This is a genomic window from Roseofilum sp. SBFL (genome assembly GCF_017746885.1).
In the GTDB taxonomy this organism is placed as follows: Bacteria; Cyanobacteriota; Cyanobacteriia; order Cyanobacteriales; family Desertifilaceae; genus Roseofilum.
In genome coordinates this window covers 1-25459 of sequence record NZ_JAGHZH010000158.1, presented here as the reverse complement: position 1 = coordinate 25459, position 25459 = coordinate 1, and the positions used below count along the sequence as shown (strand labels likewise).

Sequence of the window (25459 nt, the reverse complement as noted above, 5' to 3'; positions counted from 1 at the left end):
TCTTAGGTTTTGCTCCTACTACCAGTGCTATGATTGATATCCTCCTATCCGTAGCTATAAAGTTGATTAATCCTGAACCGTTAAAAAACTGGTTTACTCATTGTTGTTACTGTCCATCATAACAGCGCAAAGCGCTGTAAGCTTTAGCTTCTCCATTAATCACCACACCAATAACGGTTTCTTCACCCTTAAATGGTGTGGTTTGGGAGGTATCGAACTGTGGATTATCAATACTGGGAATTCCGTCTTTGGGCGGTCCTCCGTTGAGCAGATCGCTTAACGTAATGCGGCTGGATTCTTCTAGTTTCGTTCCTTGTTTGCGAATGTCTTTCAGTTCTTGGTTTTGCTCGTTGAGGTGGCTGGTGAGATGAAAATAACGCAGCTTAAAGTTATCCCATCCTCCAGCATGAACAACGAGAGAGCCACCAGCGATCGCGATTATACTCCCCGTAGTCAGTAAAATCTTAGTTATCCGATTCATAGCAACTTCTCAATAATTGGCTCAAGCTGCCTTTAGTTTCTCGTTTCTAGGTGAGAAAACCCTGAATACAACATAACAAAAGCGATCGCTAAGAGATTTGATATTAAGGGGTAATAGTTGATAGGATTGCTGGCTGCAAAAGTGAGCGGTCAACTGGTTCTAGGCGGATGAGCTGGCCGTTTGATGCGTCTGTCAGCACATATAACATCCCATCCGGGCCTTCTCGTACATCACGTACTCGTTGACCGATCGCGATCGACTCTTCGTTTAACACATTGCCCGACTCGTCTAGCTCGATACGGCGAATATCTTGAGAAACCAAACCCCCAGCAAACAGATTACCTTGCCACTCAGGGAAGAGCATCCCCCCATAAACCGCCAGCCCAGACGGAGCAATGGAGGGAGTCCAGATGACTTTAGGATCGACCATGCCTGGAAGGGAGGTTTCTGGAGAAATCAGCCCGCCAGAATATTCCCGACTATGGGTTGCCACCGGCCAACCATAATTGTCACCCGCTTCCACCCAATTCACCTCATCTCCTCCGCGAGCGCCATGCTCGGTTACCCAAACCCGATTGGCGATCGCATCGAGAGCCAATCCTTGGATGTTACGATGCCCGTAGCTCCAAACTTCTGGTGCTGCATTCGGATTGTTGACAAAAGGGTTGTCAGATGGGATGGAGCCATCATCATTGATGCGGATAATCTTACCCAGATGACTGCCGAGATTCTGGGCTTGTTGGCGGATGAATTGCCCCTCAAGTTCCACAGGAGGATTACCTCCATCGCCAATGGACGCTAACAGCGTACCGTCGGGCAACCATAGTAGACGAGATCCGAAGTGTTGTCCTCTAGGTTTGGTTTGGGATACTTCAAAAATGACCTGCCAATTGCTCAAGGAACTCCCATCAAAGGTGGCTCTGGCAATGCGAGTTCGGTTGGCTGAACTGGTTCCATGAGCATAGGTGAAGTAAACCAGGCGGTTTTCTGCAAAGCCCGGATGCAAGGCGATATCTAGAAGGCCGCCTTGGTTCTGTGCAAAAACTTCGGGGACTCCAGCAATCGGCGTTGGATCGAGGAGTCCATCTCGGACAATGCGCAGTTGCCCCGATCGCTCGGTAATCAGAATGGAACCATCCGGCAGCCAGGTCAGACCCCATGGATGCTCTAGATTGTCTACTACTGTTACACTCTGAAAATCAGGGTTAGGGTTGGCAGATACCATTTCGGCTTGTGACTGGGCAGGAGAGCTTTCCTCGATAGCGGACTCCTCAATTGGAATTGTAGTTGGAGGTTCAGATTGAACTTGCGTCGTACACCCGGTTACTCCTAAGACGGCGATCGCCCATCCTGCGGCAACGAGAGTATAGGCATTTATTCTGATGGCTGTTGACATAATTTCCCCTCCAGCGGCTCCTGCTTTCTTCCTCTAGTTCTGTAATTTACTTCACCTACTTAAATACCCATTTAATGACTCTAACTAAACTGGGAGTCCAGGCAAAGCCCGAACCCCCTGAGTGTTATCCATTTGTTGTGGATCTAGCCTAGGTTAGTAAGCTCCATTTCCTTTGGGAAAAATGACCACTCCAATAGTCTTAATCACAATCCAGAGATCCATCCAAAAGTTCTTGAAATTCACATAATACAGGTCAATTTGAATTCTCCGAGGGTAGGGAATATCGTTGCGTCCTGATACCTGCCATAGCCCTGTAATTCCCGGTTTGATGGTTAAAACCTTGTCAATATGTTTACCATACTTGTGCAGTTCTTCGGGAACCAGGGGACGGGGGCCAACCACGCTCATATCTCCCTTCAACACATTCCAGAATTGGGGAAACTCATCCAAGCTCGTGACTCTGAGAAACTTACCAATCCAGGTTATACGCGGATCGTGTTTTAACTTAAAGTTCTGCTCAAACTCTTCGCGCATCTGGGGAGAAGCCGCCATCATCTCGGAGAGGACTCGATCCGCATTGGGAATCATCGTTCTAAATTTAATACATTTGAACAGTCTGTAATCTTTCCCTACTCGTTCCTGGATATAAAAAACAGAGCCTTGAGAACTCAGTATAATCAACAGGGTCAACACCATGTAAACCGGGGAAAACAGAATCAGAACAGCCAGCGAAAATAAAATATCGAAGGCCCGTTTGAAAAACGCTCCGTTGAGACTGATGGATAGACCTTGATGCCTAGCTCTGAATCGTTGGGGACGAAATCCGTGCTTGACATAGATCCGAGCAGTCTTGCCAGAGATGAATTGACTCTCAGCAGTCATCGTACTCCTCTATTTCACACCACACACACCTAATCATCATAAAGCCACTGACCCCGAATCAGAAGAATTTGATTCTAATTATTCTGAGGTGAGGGATCGGGGCCGGGCAAATGTTGCCCATGAGAACTGCTCATCAGAACTGTTGTAAGTCTTGATAAGCGCGTTTGAGTAGATCACTATAACGCTCTTCAAAGACTTTGGGGTGAAACTGGGTAGAATGGTGATGAATTTGTTCGGGGTTAAAGGGCGATCGCTCAAAAATCTCAACGGCTTCGATCAACGATTCTGGGGTTTGCTCGGGAAATAATAATCCGGTTGCGCCCTCTGGGTTAACCCGGCGATCGCGGACGGTTTCTAAAGCGCCTCCCTTTCCATAAGCAATCACAGGAGTCCCACAGGCTTGAGCTTCGACAATAGCCATGCCAAAATCTTCACAAGCAGCATAAACGAAGGCTTTCGCTTCACTCATATATTTATTCACTACCTCATTGAGTTGAAAACCGAGAAACTGAATATTGGGTTTGGCTATTTCCTCAAGTTCCTCCCGTTGAGGTCCGGTACCAATAACCACTAGATTCTGACCCAACTGGTTAAAGGCATCCACCATCAACCGTACTTGTTTGTAGCTCACCAGACGGCAGACGGTGACATAAAAATCCTGTTTTTGGACTTGAAATGGAAAGCGATCGATATCGATAGGAGGGTAAATCACTTCCGCTTTACGGCGATAGCACCGCCAAATTCGCCGTGCAGTGTACTTGGAATTCGCAATGAACTGATCTACCCGATTGGCAGAGATCACGTCCCATAGCCTCATTTTGTGGAGGATATAGCGACTCGCCCAACCCGGTATACCCCGCCCCAGTTTACTTTGCTTCAGATAGTCAAAGGTTAAATCCCAGGCGTAGCGCATGGGGGTATGGCAATAGCACAGGTGCAATTGTTCGGGGCGGGTAAGGACACCTTTGGCAACTGCATGGGAGGAAGAAAGGATAACATCATAGTCTCCTAAATCCAGTTGCTCGATCGCCAGAGGAAGCAGGGGTAAATAATTTTGTACGCCTCGACGCGCCAAGGGAAAGTGTTGTAAAAATGTGGTTCCAATTTGGCGTTGATAGAGATAACTTTCCGGGTTCGTGGATTCAAAATCAATCAGAGCATACAGATCCGCGTCAATATGTTTGAGAATTTCTTTAACAACAAGTTCAGATCCCCCCGTGGCTAAGGGGGTTAACCATTCATGGACAAGGGCATATTTGAGTTCGGGCATGTTGAAGGAAAGGGAACAGGCAACAGGCAATAGACAATAGACATTGCTAAACAGCTAAAGTGGTTTAGGTTAGTAAGGTCTTAAGCCCATATAGCATAGTAGGGAAAACTGGCGTTGGTGTACGTCAAGATTATGAATTGGGAACCAGAAGATGATTTACACAATTCACTATATATTGCTTGGCCTTTGTAAGGAGTTAAGGTGAAATTAGTAAGGGGATAATGCCTAAACTGAGATAAACTAAGAGCGTCCAGATAGCAGAAAGGTATTCAAAGCGCTTACCAGAATTGGGGAGTGGAGAGCGTAAAAAACGATGGGCAAGTGTCCCAGAAATTCCCAACATTAGCCCAGTTGCGATCGCCAGGGGTAAGCCAAACCCAACTAAGTTCGCGGCGATCGCACTCAGAACTGCCATAATCGTACAAACGACTAACCAGACGAAAACCGCCCATTTGCGTCCCCACAAGTAACTGTAAGTGTCTACACCGGCTTCCTCATCCTTGGGCGATCGAATTTTACGCCCAATTTCAATCACCACACCGTTGAAAAAACTAACCGCCAAAAACCATCCTAAACCGCTAGGCATCACCCCAGTTGTTACCTGCCAATCACACGCGGTTGCCAAGCCATAAATTAAGGGCATAATCATCATGTGGCTAATCAAATAAATGAGGGGATGAGCCTTAAGCCAATCACGGATAAAAAATTCTTGACTCATCAACCCCAAATATAGCCAAACTCCAATCAGGAATAATCCTAGGGTTAATCCCCCCAAATAGAGTGCCAAAACCCCTTGTATAATGGCCGTGAAAGCGCCCAAAATCCCCAATTCGCGCAAACTAACTAAACCCCTGGGAACTGGGCGATAGGGGCGAAATCGGCAATCCTCTTCATAGTCCTTAAACTCATCGGCAATTCGCAACTGCAAGAAGAACAAAAAAGCGATCGCAAAAGCTACTACACTAGAATCCCAACTGGGAACCCCTCCCCGCAGCAGCGCTGAATAGCTAACTGCGGAAAAACTAAACACTCCAATTAACAGTCCATTGGCTGCGATCGGAAACCGTTCTTTCTGATACGTCCACCATCGATTAAGCATAGTTTGCAATTAAAATCTTGAAATATTCTCGCTCTAGCCCTCTCCCTTGGGAGAAGGACGTTTCTTTCTTTGGCTACGCTCTTAAGATTGTATATTGTACTGAGTGGGCAAGACTTGATTGCTAAAATCAACCCCCAGCGATCGCTATTCTGAACTCTGACAATGTCATCACGCCAAGTTTTCGAGCAATCGATTGAAATTCAAGCCAATCTAACGACAGTAGAGCGCTGTTTTACCCAATTAGACTTGATGCACCAATGGCTCAATCCCCTGTTAGAGTGCCAACCGGTGGGCATGTGGAGTACAGAAATGGGCAGTCAATCCCGATTTATGATTAAAATTCCCCTCATCCAACCGACGCTCCAGAGTACCGTGATTGAGCGAAAACCTGGCTTAGTGGTGTGGCAATTTGAAGGATTTTTTCAAGGATGCGATCGCTGGGAATGCCAACCGACAGACTCCGGAACCCATCTGATTAACCGCTTCGAGTTTGAAATTCCCAATCCTCTGATCCAATTTGGCTTTAAAACCTTCGCCGCTACTTGGACACAAGAAGACATGAAAGCTCAACTGCGCCGCCTCCAGCAAGTAGCTGAATCAAATAGGGAATAGGGAATAGGGAATAAGCAATCTCCGCGTCTCCGCGTCTCCGCATCCCCCTATCCCCCTATCCCTCGATCCCCCATACCCATTCTTAAAAGAATCTTTAGTTCCAACCCGGCAAGGGGTGTGCCACAATAATGAACGGTTTTCAACCAGAAAATAGGACATTTTCAGATAGGCTGATTTTCAATGGAATACCTCTATGAATATGCCTGGTTAATCCCCGTGCTGCCCCTATTGGGGGCGATGCTGGTTGGCCTGGGTTTAATATCTTTCAACAAAGCAACGAATGGTTTACGGCAAATCAACGCTGTGGTAATTGTATCCCTGTTAGGGGCTGCCATGGTGTATTCCTTTGCCCTATTGTATAGTCAAATTCAAGGTCATGAAGTCTATACCTACACCTTAGACTGGGCATCGGCTGGAGATTTTAATCTCACGATGGGCTATGTGATCGATCCTCTAACTTCAGTGATGTTGGCGATCGTCACGACTGTGGCTTTTTTGGTGATGATCTACACCGATGGCTATATGTCCCACGATCCAGGATATGTGCGCTTCTATTCCTATCTGAGCCTGTTTAGCTCATCCATGTTGGGTTTAGTCGTGAGTCCCAACCTGCTGCAAGTTTATGTGTTTTGGGAATTGGTAGGGATGTGTTCCTACCTGCTGATTGGGTTTTGGTACGATCGCCCCGCCGCCGCCGAAGCCTGTCAAAAAGCTTTTGTTGTTAACCGTGTCGGTGACTTTGGCCTCCTACTCGGTATCCTCGGCCTCTACTGGGCTACTGGGAGCTTCGAGTTTGAAGCGATGGGTGAGAACCTCGCCGATTTAGTCTCAGATGGAGTAATTTCCAGCGCTCTGGCCGGTTTATTCGCCATTTTGGTCTTTTTAGGCCCCGTAGCTAAATCAGCCCAGTTCCCGCTCCATGTGTGGCTTCCTGACGCGATGGAAGGCCCCACCCCTATTTCTGCCCTCATCCATGCTGCCACCATGGTAGCGGCTGGAGTATTCTTAGTCGCTCGCATGTATCCCGTCTTCGAGCATACCCCCGTCGCCATGGATGTGATTGCCTGGACGGGAGCTTTTACCGCTTTCTTGGGCGCGACTATTGCCATTACCCAAAATGATATTAAGAAAGGATTAGCCTATTCCACAGTTTCCCAACTGGGCTACATGATTATGGCTATGGGCATTGGAGCCTACAGCGCCGGTTTATTCCACCTGATGACCCATGCTTACTTTAAAGCCATGCTCTTCCTGGGTTCGGGTTCCGTGATTCATGGCATGGAAGGCGTAGTTGGTCATGACCCTGTTTTAGCCCAAGATATGCGTTTAATGGGGGGTTTGCGTAAATATATGCCCATTACCTCAACCACCTTTTTAATTGGAACTCTGGCCATTTGTGGGATTCCTCCCTTTGCTGGATTCTGGTCAAAAGATGAAATTCTCGGTAATGCGTTTGCCGCTAATCCGGCATTATGGGCGATTGGTTGGGGCACGGCTGGAATTACCGCATTCTATATGTTCCGCATGTATTTCTCCACGTTTGAAGGAGAATTTAAGGGCAATGATGAAGCTATTCGGCAACTGGTTCGTGAATCTGCGGGGGTAGCCGGTGATGTAGGTCACGATCGCCATGACGATCATGGGCACGATCATCATCATGCAAGTAGTCCCCATGAGTCTCCCCTCTCCATGACCTTTGCCCTGATGACGCTGGCTATTCCCTCAGTCTTGATTGGTTTAGTGGGTACTCCCTTTGCCAACTATTTTGAAGCCTTTATCCATGCTCCCGGTGAAACCTTCGACATTGCCGAAGCCGCAGCCGAGTTTGAATGGTCAGAATTTTTGCCCATGGCAGGAAGCTCTGTCGGCGTAGGTTTAATCGGCATTACCCTCGCATCATTGATGTATCTGAGTCGTCAAATCGATCCAGGGGCGATCGCCAAATCCATCCAACCGTTGTATCAGTTGTCTCTGAACAAATGGTATTTTGACGAGATCTACGATTCCGTCTTTGTAATGGGAATGCGCCGGGTTGCCAGACAGGTGATGGAAGTTGATTTCCGAGTCGTCGATGGTGCGGTGAACCTAACCGGGTTTGTTACCCTAATTACCGGTGAAGGTCTCAAATATCTAGAAAATGGTCGCGCCCAATTCTATGCTCTCATTGTCTTTGGCGCAGTTTTGGGATTAGTCATTTTCTCTGGAATTAGTTAATGAGGTAATGGGTAATAGGTCATGGGTAATCGGTTAAAACTCAACGTTCTCGCCTATTCCCCCATCCCCCTATCCCCCCATTTCCCTATTCCTCCATGCCCCTATCTACTAAGCACTTATGACTGATTTACCTTGGTTAACCATCATTATTCTGTTTCCCATTTTGGCTTCTCTACTGCTGCCAATTATCCCAGACGAGGAGGGGAAAACAGTACGCTGGTACTCTCTGATTGTTGGACTGATTGACTTTGCATTCATTATCTATGCCTTCTGCACAGGCTATGACTTAAATGAGCCAGGCTTACAGTTAGTGGAAAAATATGCCTGGGTTCCTCAAATTGACCTCAATTGGTCAGTGGGTGCAGATGGTCTATCTATGCCCCTGATTATTCTCACTGGCTTTATTACCACCTTAGCCATGTTAGCAGCTTGGCCGGTGTCCATGAAGCCCAAGCTCTTCTACTTCCTGATGTTGGCTATGTACGGCGGACAAATTGCCGTATTTGCGGTTCAGGATATGTTGCTCTTTTTCCTGGTGTGGGAATTAGAGTTAATCCCGGTTTACCTGTTGCTCTCTATTTGGGGCGGTAAAAAACGGCTCTATGCAGCCACCAAGTTTATTCTCTATACCGCAGGGGGCTCCCTGTTTATTCTTCTGGTGGCCTTGGCGATGGCGTTTTATGGGGATACCGTTACGTTTGATATGCAGGCGATCGCCAATAAGGACTATGCCCTAAACTTAGAACTATTCCTCTATGCTGGCCTCTTCATTGCCTACGCCGTTAAACTTCCCGTTTTCCCCCTCCATACCTGGCTACCGGATGCTCACGGTGAAGCCACAGCTCCCGTACATATGTTACTGGCTGGTATCCTCTTGAAAATGGGAGGCTACGCCCTTATTCGCATGAATGCCGGCATGTTACCCGATGCTCACGCCGTCTTTGCTCCTATTTTGGTCATTCTAGGGGTTGTCAATATCGTCTATGCTGCCCTCACCTCCTTTGCCCAACGCAACCTGAAGCGCAAAATTGCCTACTCTTCCATCTCCCACATGGGGTTTGTTCTCATTGGCTTAGGTTCGTTTACCAACCTAGGACTGAGCGGTGCAATGCTACAAATGATCTCCCACGGCTTAATTGGAGCGAGTCTCTTCTTCCTCGTAGGGGCAACCTATGACCGCACCCATACCCTCATGTTGGATGAAATGGGCGGAGTCGGTCAAAAGATGCGGAAGATGTTTGCCATGTGGACAGCTTGCTCCATGGCTTCTTTAGCCCTTCCCGGTATGAGTGGCTTTGTAGCTGAGTTAACCATCTTTATCGGCTTTAGTACCAGTGATGCCTACAGTTCCACGTTTAAAGTTCTCGTCGTTTTCCTCGCCGCTGTCGGTGTAATTTTGACTCCGATTTATCTGCTGTCCATGCTGCGGGAAATCTGCTATGGCCCTGAAAATAAGGAATTAGTCGAGCATGAGGTATTAGTCGATTCGGAACCTCGCGAGGTATTTATCATTGCCTGCTTGCTGGTTCCCATTATTGGTATCGGACTCTATCCGAAAATTGTCACCCAGATTTACGATCCAACGACGGTAGAATATACAGCCAGATTACGTAATGCTGTCCCCACCTTAGTGGAATCTTCATCTGTGGCATTTGAAGGGGTTCCCGGTCACCTAGCTCAAGGGATGACGGCTCCTCAGATTTAAAATTCAACTGAATTACCCAAAGGATTCAATGTAGGGGCGTTTCACATGAAACGCCCCTACCAGTTTTGTATCGCTCCTTGAGCAGGATTGCCGATCGCTTTCATCAATGATGCCATTCTCCCTGCAATGTAAACGCTGCCCAATAATAGGGTTGCCACCATTGGGACGTTTCCCACATTTTTAATTGGGCTTCCTGCAATGCCTGACTCGGGGATTTTCCTTCTGCCAATAAAGTCTGGTAAAAATCAATCATTAATTTGGCGGTAGCTTGGTCATCTACACTCCACAAACTGACAACTAAACGGGGCGCTCCTGCATACATAAATCCTCGGGTTAAGCCAATTAAACCTTCTCCTTTAATGTTTTGTCCTAAACCGGTTTCACAGGCACTTAAAACCACCAACTCACTGGGTAGGTTTAAGTTGAAAATCTCATGGAGTCTTAAGAAACCATTTAAGGGTTCACCATCAGCATTGACTAAGGAAAAAACTAGCCCAGATAGGGCAGGGTTTGTGCTATTCATTAAGCCGTGGGTGGCAAAGTGGATAATCTGATATTGGGAGAGTTCGTCACTGGTCGCTAATTTTCGACTGGCACTAAATCCAAAGCCTTCAAGACGCTCTGGAGCAGGAACGAGGGCTAAAATACTTTCGGCTTCCTGGTGAGTGTAAGGTAATCGGTCAAATAAAACACCTGATTCCCTAGCCGATCGCTCCAAATCTGGCGGTAGGGGTTGTGCTTTGCTGGTTCCCCTGGTGCTCACTCGTCCATCATTTTGCCCAAACACGGGATCGGCAAGCACAGCTAGAGTTTTGGGGGCAGGTTTGCGTCCTTGGGTTTCCCGTCGCAAAATCGCTACTGTAGACGCAGAGGGAAGATTAACCAGTTCGTGATTGGCAATTAGGGGCTTATATTCCTGTAGACCCGGAACAGCAAGAGCCGCAAAAGGCACATATTGTAAGGCTCCATGACCGGCGATCGCCAATCGCTTATTCCCCAACTCCTCGGCTACTGGCCCTAAAATCTGCTCACTGAGCTGGATAGCGGTGGCTTCCATCACATTACGACGTATCCTTTGGGTGGGAATCGTCAGAGCATCTCGAAACTTACGGGCACTCTGTTCTATAGTTTCTCGTCCAGGCAATTCATAGCTCTTAATCTCCGTAGAACTGACGAGCCATAAGGTGCTGCGCTCCTTGCCCAAAAAGTATTCTAAGAGCAAGGTATCCTCGTCTAGAACCTGGGTTTGGATCTCCTCTAGGGTGAGGGGTTCGGGTTGGGTGAGGGCGGCGTAGCGGGGACTAGAGACCCGAATCAGGGCTTGTACGGCTCGGTATTGATCGAGAAGCGTTTTAATTTTTTCTTCAATCACCTGGGCTTCCCGTTCAGTATGGGAGCGACTGAGGATCTGAATTCGGCGCTCTTCTTGAAGACTCAGTTGTTTTTGTAGGCTTTTTTTCTGCTCGAGGAGAGTGGGATTAACGCCCGCACTCACATCTCCTTGGGCTTCTGCCAGAATATCTAACAATGACCTGGCTCTAGATTGTTCGCTCACTTGCAAGGCTTGGGCATCATAGCCGTGTTGGGGCGATTTCTGGTGCAGTTGCATCAGTAAATCGATGTAAAATTCGTAATAGTCCTGTTTGGAGGCAAAAAAGCTAGTGCGTAACTCTTGACTGGCAACGTTAATCCGCATATCTTCTATGATAGCGATCGCCGGTTTCAGGGTTTCGAGTGCTTCTTCTAACCCCCCTTGTTCCTGTTGCACTTGAGCGATACGATACAAACTCAGGGCTTCTTTGGGGCGATCGCCAATTTCTTGCCGAATGCTTAATGCTTGTTGATACTGCTCTAGCGCCTTGTCCGGTTTTCCTTGGTTCGCATAGACATAACCCAGATTATTTAATGTACTTGCCTTTCCTTTGCGATCGCCGACTTCCTCCCACAAGGGTAGCGCTTGTTCATAATAACCCAGGGATTTCTCCCACTGACCCCGATCTGCCCACACATAGCCCATATTATTGAGGGTACTCGCTTGACCGGGGCGATCGCCGACTTCCTCCCACAAGGGTAGCGCCCGTTCGTAATAGGTCAGTGCTTGTTGGGGTAACTTGACCGCATCATAATACAAGCCAATATTATTCAATGTCCGTGCCATCCCCAACCGATCCTCAAGAGTGCGATAGGTTAGCAATGCCTGTTCATAAGCGTGCAAAGATGGGTCATAATCCCCCAAATGATCGTAAATAATACCGATATTATTCAAGGTTGCCGCTTCCCCATAGCCATCTTCCACTTCGCGCCAGAGGGGTAGAGCGCGGTTATAGTAATCTAGGGCTTGCTGATATTGACCGAGGCGATCGTAAACCACGCCTATATTATTAAATGTATAGGCTTCTCCCCCCCGATCTTCAACCTGTTGATAGTGCTGTAGAGCCAGACTATAGGCGTTGAGTGCTGCATCCATATCCGCCTGGATTTGATAAATTAAACCCATTTGGTTCAAACTATCCGCCATCCCCACCGGATCGGTACTTTGTTCATAAAATGCTAATGCCTGTTGCACATACTCCAAAGAAGGCTCTAATTGTCCTAAATTTTTATAAATAATCCCTAAAAGTAAACCACTCAACGCCAATTGTTGCACTTGGCCCTGTTCTTGATACAATTGGTAGGCGTTTTTTAGCAGGGGAATCGCTTGTTCAAACCCTACGACTGTCCCTTTGTGATACAATTCCAGAGCCTGTTGAAAAATCAAGTCTGGAGAATCTGCCTTAACCCTTTTGGCTGTAGGTAACCCAGATAACAGGGTAATCCGATCGGAGTAGGGTAAAGTGTAGCTAGACTCGACAGGAAACGAGGGTTTCCCGATTCCTCCTCCAAGGGTGCATACAAGCAGACCCGTTAAGGGTAAGTAATAATTGATTCGCAATAAGCGAAGAACACGCGGTTGCCAATTCATATTTCAGTTCTTGCCATCTGATGCTGAAAAACAATCCTGATTTGGATCGGGAAGGCTGAACAAACAAACAAATTTTGCTTGAAAGCACCCCATTAAAAAATGAAGCTGTTTGACTCCTACATTCCTCAGATGTTTCCTACTCTGCTTAGAGTGGGAGTGTTCTTGACGGTTCTGAGTTCTGCGTTATCGACCCAACACAGCTCGGCCAGTTCCGTAGAAACCACCGATCGAACTTCGGTGACGTTGCACCCTGAATCTACTGTAGAGTATAACCACAATTTATCTGCAAGAGAAGAAGCTTTAAATTCCCCCATCAGTTCTCCGGTGGCGCAAGCCCCTACAATGCGATCGGTGACGATTGAAGAAATTAAGGGAACTGTTTGGTTTAACGATCGGCCAGCTCGTGTGGGGGATCAGTTACTCACTTCAGAAGATCGGATCGTTACTGGAAAAAATTCCACGGCTAGACTACGCATTGATAGCCAAGTTGGGGTCGTTGAATTAGCTCCACAAACCACGTTTCAAGTCGAGACCCTCGAAGGAGGAAATCCCCCGATTACAGGATTTTATATTCCTCTAGGACGAGCGCGATTTTCCATTGCCGCATGGGTTAGTAATCCGGATCGTTTATTAGGACAAAATTTGGAGCAAATTACTGGATTAAAAAGCCTCGATATTCCTTTGAATATTGCCCAATCAACGGCAACGGAAAATGCACCGGTGCGGGTGAGAACTCCAGCCGGGGTTGCCGGAGTTCGAGGAACCTCTTTTGGAGTCAATGTCGGTCCAGATGGAAAAACAGGCATTTCTACTATTGATGGTATTGTGGGAGTCTTCAGTCAAGGTCAAGAAGTTTTGGTCAATCCTGGATTTTATGCGGTGATTAATCCAGGTGAACCTCCAACTGTAGAAGAAATCACTCCAGCCCTCTCAACGTTGAGGATTCGGAGTATCTCACCTGCGGGGAATGGAGCTGTGATTGTTGCCCAAGCCGATCCGATGGATCTGGTGTATGTGAATAATCGGGCAGTGCCGACGGATGCTGACGGTAAGTTTAGAATTCGGGTTCATTCTGGCGATCGCGTCCGGATTGTTCTGCGCGGTCCCTCTGTACGCGAACGTCGCTATCTCTTGAATGTGGATATCAGAGAGTGAACTACCCACACTTAGTCGAAGCGACTAAGCGTGTGGGCTTCTAACATCGCAGGGGAATGCCTCAGAACAGACTTGCGTCCACGCTTTGGTCTTACTTCCCCTCCGTTAGCAGAGACGGCTGTTCCATCCGTCTGTAGCATTCTGATGCCTTCTGCTCTTATATTCGTAGCCCCATTACCATCACGGTCGTGACGAGTGCCACAGTGGGGGCAAGTCCACTCTCTAATATCAAGTGGCAACTCATCAATCTGGTGATAGCAGTTAGAGCAGAGTTTGGAGCTGGGAAACCATCTATCAATTTCCAGCAACTTACCGCCTTTTTTCTCTAGCTTGTAAGCGATGAAATTGACGAAAGTCCCCCATCCTGCATCAGATATTGCTTTAGCTAAATTGTGATTGCGTACCATGCCTTTGACATTAAGATTCTCTACTACGACCACTTGGTTCTCATTGACGAGCTTTCGGGAAAGCTTATGTAGAAAATCTTGACGGGATTTAGCTACCCGTTCGTACACTTTAGCTACAGTCTTCTTAGCTTTATTCCTTGAATTACTTCCTTTTTCTTTCTTGGCTAACTTTTTCTGCTTACGTTTGAGGTTTTTCTCATGTTTAGCTAGATGTCTAGGGTTGTCATACTTAGAAACCTTGCTGCCATTACTTGTAATAGCAAAATGAGTTAGTCCTAAGTCAATCCCAATTACTTGGCCGTCAGTTGAAACTATTGGGTTATCACCTTCAGCTTCCGTCAATATTGAAGCAAAGTATTTACCTGATGGCTCTAAACTAACTGTTACCGTCTTGATTGCTCCTTCTATATTCCGATGTAATTTAGCTTTAACTTTGCCAACTTTACCCGGGAACCGAATAAATCCATCAAGCACTTTAACGTTTTGAGGATACTGAATTGATTGCTGGCGATGTTTTGACTTGTAACGCGGAAACTTAGCACGTCCGGCAAAAAAGTTTTTGTAGGCTGTAATTAAGTTGAGTGTTGTTGCTTGCAAAACTTGGCTATAGCATTCAGATAACCATATAGTTTCTTGTTCTTTCTTGAGTGTGGGTAAAAAAGCGTTAAGAGCTGATTGGCCAAGACTTTTGCCTGTCTCCTTATAAGTCTCGATTGACTTATTCAAAGCATAGTTCCACCACCATCTAGCACAACCAAAGTGCTGAGACAATATGACTTGTTGTTCTGATGTTGGATAAAGTCGAACTTTGACTGCTTTGTGTATCATTTTAAGTCTTCCTTACTGAATTATACTATAAACAGTAAAAGAGTCAAGAAGATTGGGAAATTTCCCTTCCTCCAATTTCCCGCCTTTCATCCCCCGCTAAATCGAAGCGATTATAGCGGGGGACTTCCCGGCGTATAGTTAAACTTACTCGGGATAGGGGATGAGGAGGGTAAATTCTGTGCCCTTCCCCAGTTCTGAGTAATAAGCGATCGTACCGTGATGTTTTTCTTCAATAATTTGACGGGCGATCGCTAATCCTAAACCCGTTCCTTTACCCATCTTTTTCGTCGTAAAAAATTGCTCAAACATCCGTTGCTGTACTGCCTCTGAAATCCCCACCCCATTATCAGCAATCTGAATCTGGGCATACCGTCTATTCTCTTGCTCTTTAAGACGGGTTGTAATCCTCAATTGCGGTGTTTTACTCTTCTTTGCTTCCTCCTGTGGCTCGACGGAGCATTTAGTATCAATGGCATCAATACCATTAATTAATAGATTCATCAGCACTTGATTGAGTTGAGCCGGATAACAGCGAATCAGAGGTAAATCAGCATAATCTTTTACCACTTCAATCGCCGGTCTATACGGTTTTTCTTGTAACCGGTGTTCAACGAGATTAAAAATACTTTCGACCCCTTCGTGCAAATTGGCAAGCTTGTATTCTGATTGATCTAGCCTCGAAAATATCCGCAAGGAAATCACCAAACCTTTGATTCGTTCTGCCCCTATTTTCATGGAATCTAATAACTGAAAATAGTCTTTTTTCAGAAAAGGTAAATCAATTTGAGATCCCCACTCCTTGATTTCAGGATGGGGATCGGGATAGTGTCTTTCATACAACTCTAAGAGATGCATGATTTCTTGATGATATTCAGTTGCGTAATCTAGGTTACCGTAGACAAAATTAACAGGATTGTTAATTTCATGGGCAATACCCGCGACTAATTGCCCCAAGGTAGATTGCCCAAATTCTTGAATTAATTTCAGTTGGGCTGCTTTGAGATCGAGATGTACTTGAATGCGGGCTAAAACTTCGTCATGATCGAAGGGTTTGGTAATATAATCAACAGCTCCAAGTTTCAAACCTTTCACTTTATTAACGGTTTCCGAAAGGGCAGTCATGAAAATCACAGGAATATTTCGGGTCTGCTCATTAGCTTTAAGGCGACGACAGGTTTCAAACCCATCGATACCTGGCATTAGGACATCTAATAAGATTAGATCGGGTTGACTGCGCTGGGCTTTACTGAGAGCATTTTCTCCATTTTTAGCAATGGTCACCTTATAATTACAGTCTTGTAAAACCTCAAATAAAATTTTCAGGTTAGTCGGATTATCATCAACGACTAAGATTGAGGAAGATGGCAAAGTTGTCATTATTTAAATATCCAATTGATAAGAGTCGAGAATTTTTAAAATCTTTTCGTCATCGAAATCTTTAGCTAATTGTAAAATATAGTCGGCAAAAGCCTGATATTCAGGGGATAACGTTTTAATCCGTATTGCTTCTGCTTCAATCCCAGCGATATAGCCTTCGAGGCTTGCATTATGCAGGCCAACCAGTTCATGATAGGGCGGTATACTCCAATTATCTCCATCATCATCAGTCGTATTTATAGGGTCTTGCTGGTCATATTTCCATTCAATATTTAAGTATTGCTGTAATTGCTCGAACAGTTCTTCGGGTTGTACGGGTTTGGGTAAAAAGTTGTCACATCCAGCGGCTTGACTTTGTTGGCGATCGAAGTTAAATACACTGGCAGAAGAGGCAATAATGGGAATTTGACTTAAGGTTGCGGAGGCTCGGAATTGTTTGGTCATTTGAAAACCATCCACAATTGGCATGGCTAGATCGGTAATTATTAAGTCTGGTGGAGATTCTAGAGCTTTTTCCCAGCCTTCTTGACCATTTTCAGCTTCAACGATCGCAAAACCAAGGGGTTTCAGCCAATCGAGCAAGACTAGGCGATTTTCTGGGCGATCGTCTACAATGAGCAGCTTTAGCGGGAGAGAATTGGCTTCTCCAGAGCGCAGAGAGTACCCAGAAGGAAAAATTGGGGGGTGGGTTTCCCCTAGAATTTGCAATTCAGGGGCTTCGGGAAGTTCCAAATCAAACCAGAAGCGACTGCCTTTTCCGGGAGTGCTTTCGACTTGAATCGTTCCTCCCATCATGTCTACCAGTTGGCGGGTAATGGCTAATCCCAATCCGGTTCCTTCATCTTGACGGGTGCGATCTCCCACTTGCTCAAAAGCCAGAAATATTTTTTCCAGTTGTTCGGGGTTCATCCCTACTCCCGTATCTTCTATCTCAAACCGAATCTGATGCATCGGTTGGGAGGTTCCCGAATCGCTTCCGGATGTCCTCGTGACGGTAAGCGTGACTTGTCCGAGATCGGTAAATTTAACTGCATTGCCGAGGAGATTGATCAGCACTTGACGCAGACGTTTGTCATCGGCATGAACGGCTAGGGGTAAGAAGGGAGAAGGGTAATAGAGAAACCCTATTTCTTTTTGTTCAGCTCTAATGCGACAAATGTCTACTACACTTTGCAGAAATTGGTGAAAATTAAAATCGATAGGATAGAGTTCTAGCTTTTGAGCTTCGATTTTAGATAGATCTAAGATATCGTTAATTAGGGTTAATAGATGGGAACCACATTGATAAATGACGGTTAGTCCGTCCTTTTGTTTGGGAGCAGTTTCGCGATCGCGTTGCAGAATCTGGGCATATCCGAGAATCCCATTCAGGGGAGAGCGTAATTCATGGCTCATGTTGGCAATAAACGTGCTTTTGGCTTGGTTTGCGACTTCTGCTTTTTCCTTGGCTACTTCTAGCTCGGCGGTACGTTCTTTGACCCGATCTTCTAGGACTTCATTCGTTTGAGCGAGGCGATCGAGGGCTGAGTGCAGTTGCTCTTCAGCTTGGGTGCGTTCGGCGATCGCTGCCATTAAGACTAATAACGTAAAGACAATGACAGTAATAAACGATTGTAATAAAATCAGGGATTCATTCGCACTTGCTCGTGCAAATACACCTAACCCTTGCGCTGTTCCCATAACCGCATTTGCAGAAACTAGAACGATTAAAAACGTGGTTGCCAGTTGTCCAAAACGAAACACACACCATACCAGCAACGGAATCAGAACATATTCAATGGGATACCCTCCCCAAAAGCTGATGTGACTCACCCAGGAAATTAACAAAAATAAAATAAATCCTTCCAGAATTACTCTAGAATTCCCCCGATCTAAAAGTTGGCGGATTTCTCTTTTAAACTGAGCAATATTGCGAATTTGTAACCATTTCTTGATGGTCTGTTGGTTCAGCTCAATCGAATGGGCTAAACATAGCAGCAATGGAGCGACCACAAATATACCTGCAACTTCGGTCATCCACCAGGAAAAAAAGACTTCTCGATAAATCTCACCCGGTACTTTTTGTTGCCAATAGAGAGACGTTACCCCTAGGGTTGTACTCACTATCGATGACAACATACCCGCTAATGTCAAAAATTTTAAAACATCTGCGATTCGATAGAAGGGATGGCGATTTCTCAGGGTTTTCCGCAATAATGAAACACCCACCCAAGGGTTTAGTGCAACTCCAGACCAAAGAATAAAGTATAAGATAGCACTTTTAAAGGCAAGGATATTCCCGGTTGACATCCAAGATGCAATATCAGTCAAGGATGTCCCTAAAAAGACTCCGAGAACCATCCAATTGCCGAGGATATAAACTGCCGCCGTGGCCACACCGGCTGAGGGCCAAATCAAGGTAAAATCATCAGAGACTGCGGCTGTCCGTTGAGCGATTAAAACAAAAATGCAATAGGTTAGAGCAACTAGGATAATACCTATAAAGGTATGAAGTTTTCTGGACTTTTTACAATTTTTATGTATACGATAATACATTATTGTTGAATGGATTGGATCGGGTAGTTTTTATTTTTAATTAAACCATAAGTTTTAACGGGACTTAGACCAATCTTTCGACTAAAATCACCTGTAATCCAGTCAGAGCAAGGGAATCAGGTCGAAGGCTGAAAAACAACTGAAACCCTTGCCCTAAAAAGATTTAATTTTGTTTGTAATTTAAAGCTTCACAAAATGTCTGTACCCCGGTTTTTACGACATATAACACCACAGGGGTGACGAGCAAGGATGAGCAGACTTGGGCGGTTTTGAGTGTACGAACTACGTCAGCAAGTTGTCTTTGTTGAAAATAGCTCTGACAAGGATCTTGGCATAAAATTACACGACAGCGTTTAGCGACTCCAGATAACCAGTCTGTGCGATCGGGTTGTTGTCCAGCTTGAATGCCGAGGGAGAGGGCGGCATCTTCGAGATCTCCTTCACAGTCTTCAATTTGGTCTAAGGCTTCCAAGGCTTCCGGATCGGCAGCTAACTCCGTGCGATAATGGGCGATCTCTTGGGAAGTAAGGATAATCGTCATAAGAATCTGGCAGTGGAGAACGGGAATAATGGTAACATCAGGTAAGGCATTATGCTCTTTTCAGACCTGCCAGCGCCTAGAATCTATATGTTGAGTGACCTTGAACAACAATTAGCCGACCTCAAGCAAGCCGTAGTGGAGGCGATCGCCACCTGCGAGGATCTCCAGAAGCTTGAGGAACTCCGTATTGCTTATCTGGGTAAAAAAGGTCAGTTGCCTAAAGTGTTGGGAGGCATGGGAAAATTAGATCCTAGCGATCGCCCCCGCATTGGTGCAGTGGCTAATGAGGTGAAATTAGCTCTCTCTACCGCCCTTGATGACAAAAAGAGTGCCCTGCAACAAGCCCAAATTCAAGCCAAATTGGAAGCCGAAACCCTAGATGTGACAATGCCTGGGGTCTATCGTCCCCAAGGGCGGACTCATCCATTGAATAGTACGTTTGATCGGGCGATCGATATCTTTGTGGGACTTGGCTATACTGTCGCAGCCGGCCCGGAAATGGAAACCGACTACTATAATTTTGAAGCCCTCAATACTCCCCCCGACCATCCCGCTAGAGATATGCAAGATACCTTCTATCTCCCCGATGGTAATCTCCTCCGCACCCATACCTCCTCAGTGCAAATTCGCTACATGGAGAAGAATGACCCTCCGATCCGCATTGTGGCTCCTGGACGCTGCTATCGTCGCGATACGGTTGATGCAACCCATGCGGCAGTATTTCACCAAATGGAGTTACTGGCAGTGGATGAGGGACTCACGTTTACAGACTTAAAAGGCACCGTGAAAGAATTCCTGACCCAAATGTTCGGTGAGGTCGATATCCGCTTCCGAGCCAGTTATTTCCCCTTCACGGAACCGTCGGCAGAAGTCGATGTGCAATGGAATGGGAAATGGTTAGAGGTCTTGGGCTGTGGAATGGTCGATCCCAATGTATTAAAAGCAGTAGGCTACGATCCAGAGGTGTATACGGGGTTTGCGGCTGGTTTTGGTATTGAACGCTTTGCGATGGTGTTGCATCAGATAGATGATATTCGCCGATTTTACAGTAGCGATCTGAGGTTTTTACGCCAGTTTTAAGGGATTGAGGAGTCAGGGAACCGATGATTAGCCTATCGAAGAAATCTGAACAGATGTCATGGCTAATCGATCTGTCTTTGCTCATTCCCTTATCAACGATCGGCGATCGCCAGTTCTATGCATTTTGTCGCATCAATGCCAATTTATGCATTGATCGAAGAAGCCTCCAGTCAAGTTTCTGAGCAAGATTTTCATAACTATTTTACACATAGCTGTTATTGCACCTAATCTATTTGAGAAATGCTGTATAAAGATTCAACACTTTTACTACTACTCCTTATTCTTTTTCTAATCAATACCAAATGTTTAAATTTCACCTCAAACCAATTACAATTATTTTCCTTATATTATTTCTTAATCCATTAATTACTCTAAGTCAAGAAACCACGACAAGAAATTGTCCTGCCGACCTCAGCAATGATATTAATACGATAATAAATCGCCCAATATTTCGTCGTTCTCGGTGGGGGATTTTAGTCGAAACTTTATCTAGTAAAAATAGAATCTACGACCAAGATTTTCAGCATTATTTTATTCCTGCTTCTACTGCCAAACTATTAACAACCGCAGCAATATTACAGAAATTAAGACCTCAATTTAGGATTAGAACTTCTATTTATGGTGATAAAAACAGAAATATATATGTTGTTGGCAGAGGCGATCCCAGTTTAACAGAAACTGAACTCAAGAAATTAGCGGAACAACTCAAACAACAGGGCATAACAAATATCAATCAGCTCATTGCGGATAATAGTTATTTTCAGGGAACAGCTATTAATCCTAATTGGGAATGGGAAGATATTCAGGCGGGTTATGGCGCACCCATTAATAGTCTAATTTTAAATCAAAATTCTATAGATCTAGTTGTGTCTCCTCAAGGTTTAGGTCAACCTTTAAAAGTAACTTTTATCGATCCAATGCAAAGTAACAAATGGCAAATAGACAATAATTCTGTCACGGTCGCAACTCATGAAAAAGAATTTGTAGAAGTAGGGCGAAGTTTTACTCAACCCATAATTCGTATATCTGGACAGCTCAAAGTTGGTTCAGTATCGGAACCTGTTTATGTCTCAGTTGTGGAACCTGTGGATAATTTTTTAAATAAATTTCGTCAGGTTTTAGAGTCAGAAGGAATTCGGGTTTCTCGAATAGTTGAACAATCTCCAACAACCTCAAATTTAAACTTAACAGAATTAGCTTTTGTCGAGTCTCCTACGGTGGGAGAATTAATAGAAGAAGTGAATAAAGAAAGTAACAATGTTTATGCAGAAGCTTTGTTACGTCAACTAGGGGCTAGAAGTGATTCAATTTCTAATCACTCCTCGAATAATGATACTTTGGAAAAAAGTTTGGAGGAGGTAAGAGCAATCCTAGCACGGTTAGGAGTTCCTGCCAATAGTTTTAGGTTAAATGATGGTTCTGGATTATCTCGCCATAATTTAGTCAGTCCGGAAGCTTTGGTGCAATCTCTCAGAATAATGGCGAATTCTCCTTGGGCAGATCTCTATCAAAATTCTTTACCGATTGCTGGTGTAAGTGGGACATTAAGTTGGCGTTTTAGAAATAGCTTGGCTGAGGGAAATGTACAAGCAAAAACAGGAGCATTAAGTGGAGTTGTGTCTTTGGCAGGATATATACAACCTCCCTATTTTGAACCCTTGGTTTTTAGTATTATTGTTAATCAATCTGATTTAAAAACCCAAGAGGTAAGAACGGCTATTGATGAAATTGTTTTACTTTTGACTCAGTTGAAATATTGTGGTTGAATAAAATAGCTTTGAATGATTTTTTTGAGTTTGCGTGATTCAAAAATCTTCAATACCGTCTCTATCAGGTTATTCCGAACCCTTCGACAGGGAAGAAACTGGGTTTCTATCCAAGTTGAGACAATCAACGATAAGATACGCAAGAAACCCGGTTTCTAGTTGACTCAGGGTGGAGGTCGGGTTCACAGATTCGATCGCTTTGTCTGCTAAACTTAGGAGAAGCTGCCCCTACGAAATTCGTCCGACAAAATTTATTTTTAATTTTTAATTGATCATGCGTGTGGTGTTATGTGGATACTATGGCCAGGGAAATGCAGGTGATGAAGCCCTGTTAGTTACCCTATTGCAGATGTTACCTAGAAATGTGACTCCGGTGGTGCTATCGGCTAACTGTACAGAAACTGAGCAACAGTATGGGGTGGAAACCTGCGATCGCACTTCGATTCCCGATCTGTATAGCACAGTAACCTCTGCGGATGCCTTTATCTGGGGAGGAGGTAGCTTAATTCAAGATGTTACCAGTTGGAGATCGCCCCTTTATTATTTTGCTCTCATGGCTTTAGCGCAACGAATGGGCAAAATTACCCTCGCTTGGGGACAAGGGATCGGCCCCTTAAAGACGGCTCTAACTCGCCAATTGGCCCGATCGCTCTTCCGTGGATGTACAGCAGTTAGTGTGCGCGATCGCCAATCGGCGCAACGGTTAACGGATTGGAATATTCCCTTCACCCTGGCTCCCGATCCCGTTTGGGCCTTGGAACCTACACCCGTTGAGGGGTTGGGCAATCTACCTCATCCCAGAATTGCGGTGGTGTTGCGTCCCCATCCCCAACTCACCCCAGATCGCCTACAAACCCTTACTCAAGCGTTGATTGAGCTACAGAAGCAAACCCAAAGTTATCTCCTATTATTACCCTTTCAACCGAAGACTGATTTAGGCATTGCCCAAAGACTCCATGCAGCACTCCCGAAGGTGAGCCAAATTTGGATCGGCGATCGCCCAGAACAGTATAAAAGTATCTTTAGTCAAGTGCAAATAGCGATCGCCATGAGACTCCACGGCCTCATTATGGCTGCTGCCGTGGGATGTCCCTGCTTTGCTCTCAGCTACGATCCCAAAGTCACCCAACTCATGGAACAACTGCATCTTCCCGGTTGGGAACTCGATCGGCTTCCAGAAAACGCCCACGAAATTAGCCAAACTTGGATCGATTTTTACGCTCATCGTCAACCCTTAACCCCTGCACAACTTGAAGAGATCAGGAGCCAAACTATGCAACATCAACAGATCTTAAACCTAACCCTTCTAAACAACTGATTCGCTTCTATAGCAGAGAAAGAGTCAATTAGGACAAGGTTCAATACTGAAAACTAGCTAATATAGCGTTTCTCAAATAGATGAGGTACAATAAAAAGTATGCTTTCATTTACCAGTTTTTTACTCCTCTCTTCTAATGTACCTCACTAATTCGATAAAGGCTATATAACCTATTTCCTATTCCCTATTCCCTAGCGCGCAGCGCTACATATTAAGGATTACCAATTAAGGTAAACCCTGACCAATAATAGGGATGAATCAGATTGGGTTGAATGCCAGTATTGAGTTCAGGAGGTAGGTCAATTTCGCCAAAATTGCCGATTAGTTTGCCGTCTTTAATCTGTACTTCTTTACGCAATAGGGCACTCTGCGCTCTACGCAAAGCACCAGCTTTTGTTTGATCTGTTTGTAAGTGATGGTAAAATTCGGCCATTAAGGCTAATGCACCTAGATCGCTGACATACCATAAACTGGCTAAGGCTGATTGGACTCCAGATTGAACGGCTAAACCGGCAAAACCAAATTCTGCTTGGCGATCGCCTAATGCAGTACGACAGGCACTCAATACCAGCAATTGCACAGCAGGATCGGTTAAGTTTAAATCTGTGATTTGATCGAGTCTAAGTTTACGATCCCAAAATTGAATATAAGACTCCTCAATTTTACCGGATCTGAATTGACCATGGGTGGCTAAATGAATCATACCATAGTCAGATTGTGTTCGTTGTTGATTAAAGTTTTCAACCGTTAACTCTTGATTGAGAAAGGCTTCTCCTTGCCACAGTTTTTCAGAGATCGTACTCAGTTCAACAGGAACAGCAGGTAAGGGCGGTTGATCGCTAAATTCAGAGGCTCCCATGGCTAGGACAGGCGTATTTTGCAGATTTTGATATCGGGTATCGGTTAAGCCCAAGCTGGGAACTAAGCTAAATTGGTATTTTTCTACTAAAAATTGTTCGCCATCATGCAAGGCGGCGATCGGTAGGCTGCGTAAACCACTATCTAAACTTAATAATAAAGAACTAATTCCCTGAGCTTCTAATTCAGATTCGAGTGGCGCAATTAACCATTGATAAAGCTGTTGAGAAGCATCTAAATAACTGGTGGTACGACGGCGAATGGGATCGGCAATTTCGGCTTGAAATGCTTTAATTTTTGCAATTAATGTGGCATTAGATGCTTCAGGAATGGAGTGATAAATCGGTTCTCCAGTGGGTGGAACTAAGAGTAAATTCAGTTGCTCCGAATCAGAAATCATGTACAGTAAGGCAGAAAGTTTACCTGTTTGCGCACTCATGGTTTCCAGTTGCTTCTGGATCTGGGGAAAGGAAGACTGCTGTTGAGGTAATGATTTATTGAGATAATCAGCAAATTCTTCGCTTAAGAGGCGATCGCCCACTTCTACCGCTTGCTGTAATTTTCCTTCATCCAGTAATCGCCGGAAACTGCCCCGGCTGACGAGAGCAGTTTCCGTTGCTTGAGAATCAATAGTTACTGAAGAAGAGACATCATCGGAGGATTCACTGGATGTAGAGGCGATCGCTCGATTAATCCCATTAATCGTATCACTATGGTTCTGGAGAATAGTAATCTCACGATTACCACCATTGACTGTTACCCTACCCCCTGATGCTGAGTTTGGGGTTGCTGCAGGAGTTGCTGCAGGAGTTGGTGCAGGAGTTGGTGCAGGAGTTGCTGCTGGGGTTGGTGCTGGGGTCGGCGTTGGGGTTGGTGCTGGGGTTGGTGCAGGAGTTGGTGCTGGGGTTGGCGTTGGGGTTGGCGTTGGCGTTGGGGTCGGCGTTGGGGTCGGCGTTGGGGTCGGCGTTGGGGT

General features: G+C 45.4%; 19 protein-coding genes. 8 read left to right on the top strand and 11 right to left on the bottom strand.

Annotation, left to right across the window (positions count from 1 at the left end; all coding sequences use genetic code 11):
• Window positions 1-106: 106 nt before the first annotated feature.
• From J7545_RS16695 to J7545_RS16675, 5 genes are all read right to left on the bottom strand, one after another.
• Window positions 107-481 carry a DUF3179 domain-containing (seleno)protein gene (locus tag J7545_RS16695; RefSeq protein WP_318719884.1) on the bottom strand — a complete coding sequence of 125 codons (375 nt, stop codon included), beginning with the start codon at window positions 479-481 and terminating at the stop codon, window positions 107-109.
• A 103-nt stretch (window positions 482-584) separates the two neighbouring features.
• Window positions 585-1706 carry a PQQ-dependent sugar dehydrogenase gene (locus J7545_RS16690; protein WP_413038991.1) on the bottom strand — a complete coding sequence of 374 codons (1122 nt, stop codon included), beginning with the start codon at window positions 1704-1706 and terminating at the stop codon, window positions 585-587.
• A gap of 324 nt (window positions 1707-2030) precedes the next feature.
• Entirely contained in the window at window positions 2031-2759 is a 729-nt protein-coding gene (locus J7545_RS16685; RefSeq protein WP_318699019.1) for a sugar transferase, read from the bottom strand.
• A 133-nt stretch (window positions 2760-2892) separates the two neighbouring features.
• Window positions 2893-4029: a glycosyltransferase gene (locus J7545_RS16680; protein ID WP_318699018.1), complete on the bottom strand. Its 1137-nt coding sequence runs from the start codon at window positions 4027-4029 to the stop codon at window positions 2893-2895.
• Window positions 4030-4225: 196 nt separating this feature from the next.
• Window positions 4226-5128: a UbiA family prenyltransferase gene (locus J7545_RS16675; RefSeq protein WP_318699017.1), complete on the bottom strand. Its 903-nt coding sequence runs from the start codon at window positions 5126-5128 to the stop codon at window positions 4226-4228.
• Between the two features lie 162 nt (window positions 5129-5290).
• Here J7545_RS16675 and J7545_RS16670 point away from each other — a divergent pair, with 162 nt between their 5' ends.
• From J7545_RS16670 to J7545_RS16660, 3 genes are all read left to right on the top strand, one after another.
• The gene (locus tag J7545_RS16670) at window positions 5291-5740 is read left to right on the top strand and encodes an SRPBCC family protein (protein WP_318699016.1); all 450 of its coding nucleotides are present in this window, start codon (window positions 5291-5293) and stop codon (window positions 5738-5740) included.
• A 180-nt stretch (window positions 5741-5920) separates the two neighbouring features.
• Window positions 5921-7954 (top strand): NAD(P)H-quinone oxidoreductase subunit 5, encoded by a 2034-nt coding sequence (locus tag J7545_RS16665; RefSeq protein WP_318699015.1) that lies wholly within the window; start codon window positions 5921-5923, stop codon window positions 7952-7954.
• A gap of 118 nt (window positions 7955-8072) precedes the next feature.
• Window positions 8073-9659, top strand: a complete 1587-nt coding sequence (locus tag J7545_RS16660; RefSeq protein WP_318699014.1) for an NAD(P)H-quinone oxidoreductase subunit 4 — start codon at window positions 8073-8075, stop codon at window positions 9657-9659.
• Between the two features lie 103 nt (window positions 9660-9762).
• Here J7545_RS16660 and J7545_RS16655 read toward each other — a convergent pair whose 3' ends face one another.
• Window positions 9763-12621 (bottom strand): CHAT domain-containing tetratricopeptide repeat protein, encoded by a 2859-nt coding sequence (locus tag J7545_RS16655; RefSeq protein WP_318699012.1) that lies wholly within the window; start codon window positions 12619-12621, stop codon window positions 9763-9765.
• Between the two features lie 99 nt (window positions 12622-12720).
• Between J7545_RS16655 and J7545_RS16650 the strand changes: the two genes are divergently transcribed.
• On the top strand, window positions 12721-13776 hold the full coding sequence (locus J7545_RS16650; protein WP_318699011.1) for a hypothetical protein: 1056 nt from the start codon (window positions 12721-12723) through the stop codon (window positions 13774-13776).
• 11 nt (window positions 13777-13787) lie between these two features.
• On the opposite strand, the gene J7545_RS16645 is transcribed toward J7545_RS16650, so the two are convergent.
• From J7545_RS16645 to J7545_RS16630, 4 genes are all read right to left on the bottom strand, one after another.
• Window positions 13788-15011: an RNA-guided endonuclease TnpB family protein gene (locus J7545_RS16645; RefSeq protein ID WP_318699010.1), complete on the bottom strand. Its 1224-nt coding sequence runs from the start codon at window positions 15009-15011 to the stop codon at window positions 13788-13790.
• A 144-nt stretch (window positions 15012-15155) separates the two neighbouring features.
• Window positions 15156-16388 carry a response regulator gene (locus tag J7545_RS16640; protein WP_318699009.1) on the bottom strand — a complete coding sequence of 411 codons (1233 nt, stop codon included), beginning with the start codon at window positions 16386-16388 and terminating at the stop codon, window positions 15156-15158.
• A 3-nt stretch (window positions 16389-16391) separates the two neighbouring features.
• A complete protein-coding gene (locus J7545_RS16635; RefSeq protein ID WP_318699008.1) occupies window positions 16392-18923 on the bottom strand; it encodes an MASE1 domain-containing protein in 2532 nt (843 codons plus the stop codon).
• A gap of 163 nt (window positions 18924-19086) precedes the next feature.
• Window positions 19087-19464 carry a hypothetical protein gene (locus J7545_RS16630; RefSeq protein WP_318699007.1) on the bottom strand — a complete coding sequence of 126 codons (378 nt, stop codon included), beginning with the start codon at window positions 19462-19464 and terminating at the stop codon, window positions 19087-19089.
• Between the two features lie 87 nt (window positions 19465-19551).
• Between J7545_RS16630 and pheS the strand changes: the two genes are divergently transcribed.
• From pheS to csaB, 4 genes are all read left to right on the top strand, one after another.
• Window positions 19552-20544, top strand: a complete 993-nt coding sequence (gene pheS, locus J7545_RS16625; RefSeq protein WP_318699006.1) for a phenylalanine--tRNA ligase subunit alpha — start codon at window positions 19552-19554, stop codon at window positions 20542-20544.
• Between the two features lie 53 nt (window positions 20545-20597).
• The gene (locus tag J7545_RS16620; RefSeq protein WP_318699005.1) at window positions 20598-20726 is read left to right on the top strand and encodes a hypothetical protein; all 129 of its coding nucleotides are present in this window, start codon (window positions 20598-20600) and stop codon (window positions 20724-20726) included.
• A gap of 120 nt (window positions 20727-20846) precedes the next feature.
• Complete coding sequence (gene dacB / locus J7545_RS16615; protein ID WP_318699004.1) at window positions 20847-22310, top strand: D-alanyl-D-alanine carboxypeptidase/D-alanyl-D-alanine-endopeptidase; 1464 nt, start codon at window positions 20847-20849, stop codon at window positions 22308-22310.
• Window positions 22311-22584: 274 nt separating this feature from the next.
• Window positions 22585-23628 (top strand): polysaccharide pyruvyl transferase CsaB, encoded by a 1044-nt coding sequence (gene csaB / locus J7545_RS16610; RefSeq protein ID WP_318699003.1) that lies wholly within the window; start codon window positions 22585-22587, stop codon window positions 23626-23628.
• A 211-nt stretch (window positions 23629-23839) separates the two neighbouring features.
• Here csaB and J7545_RS16605 read toward each other — a convergent pair.
• On the bottom strand, window positions 23840-25459 hold a 1620-nt coding region (locus J7545_RS16605; RefSeq protein WP_318719883.1), incomplete at its 5' end, for a CHAT domain-containing protein.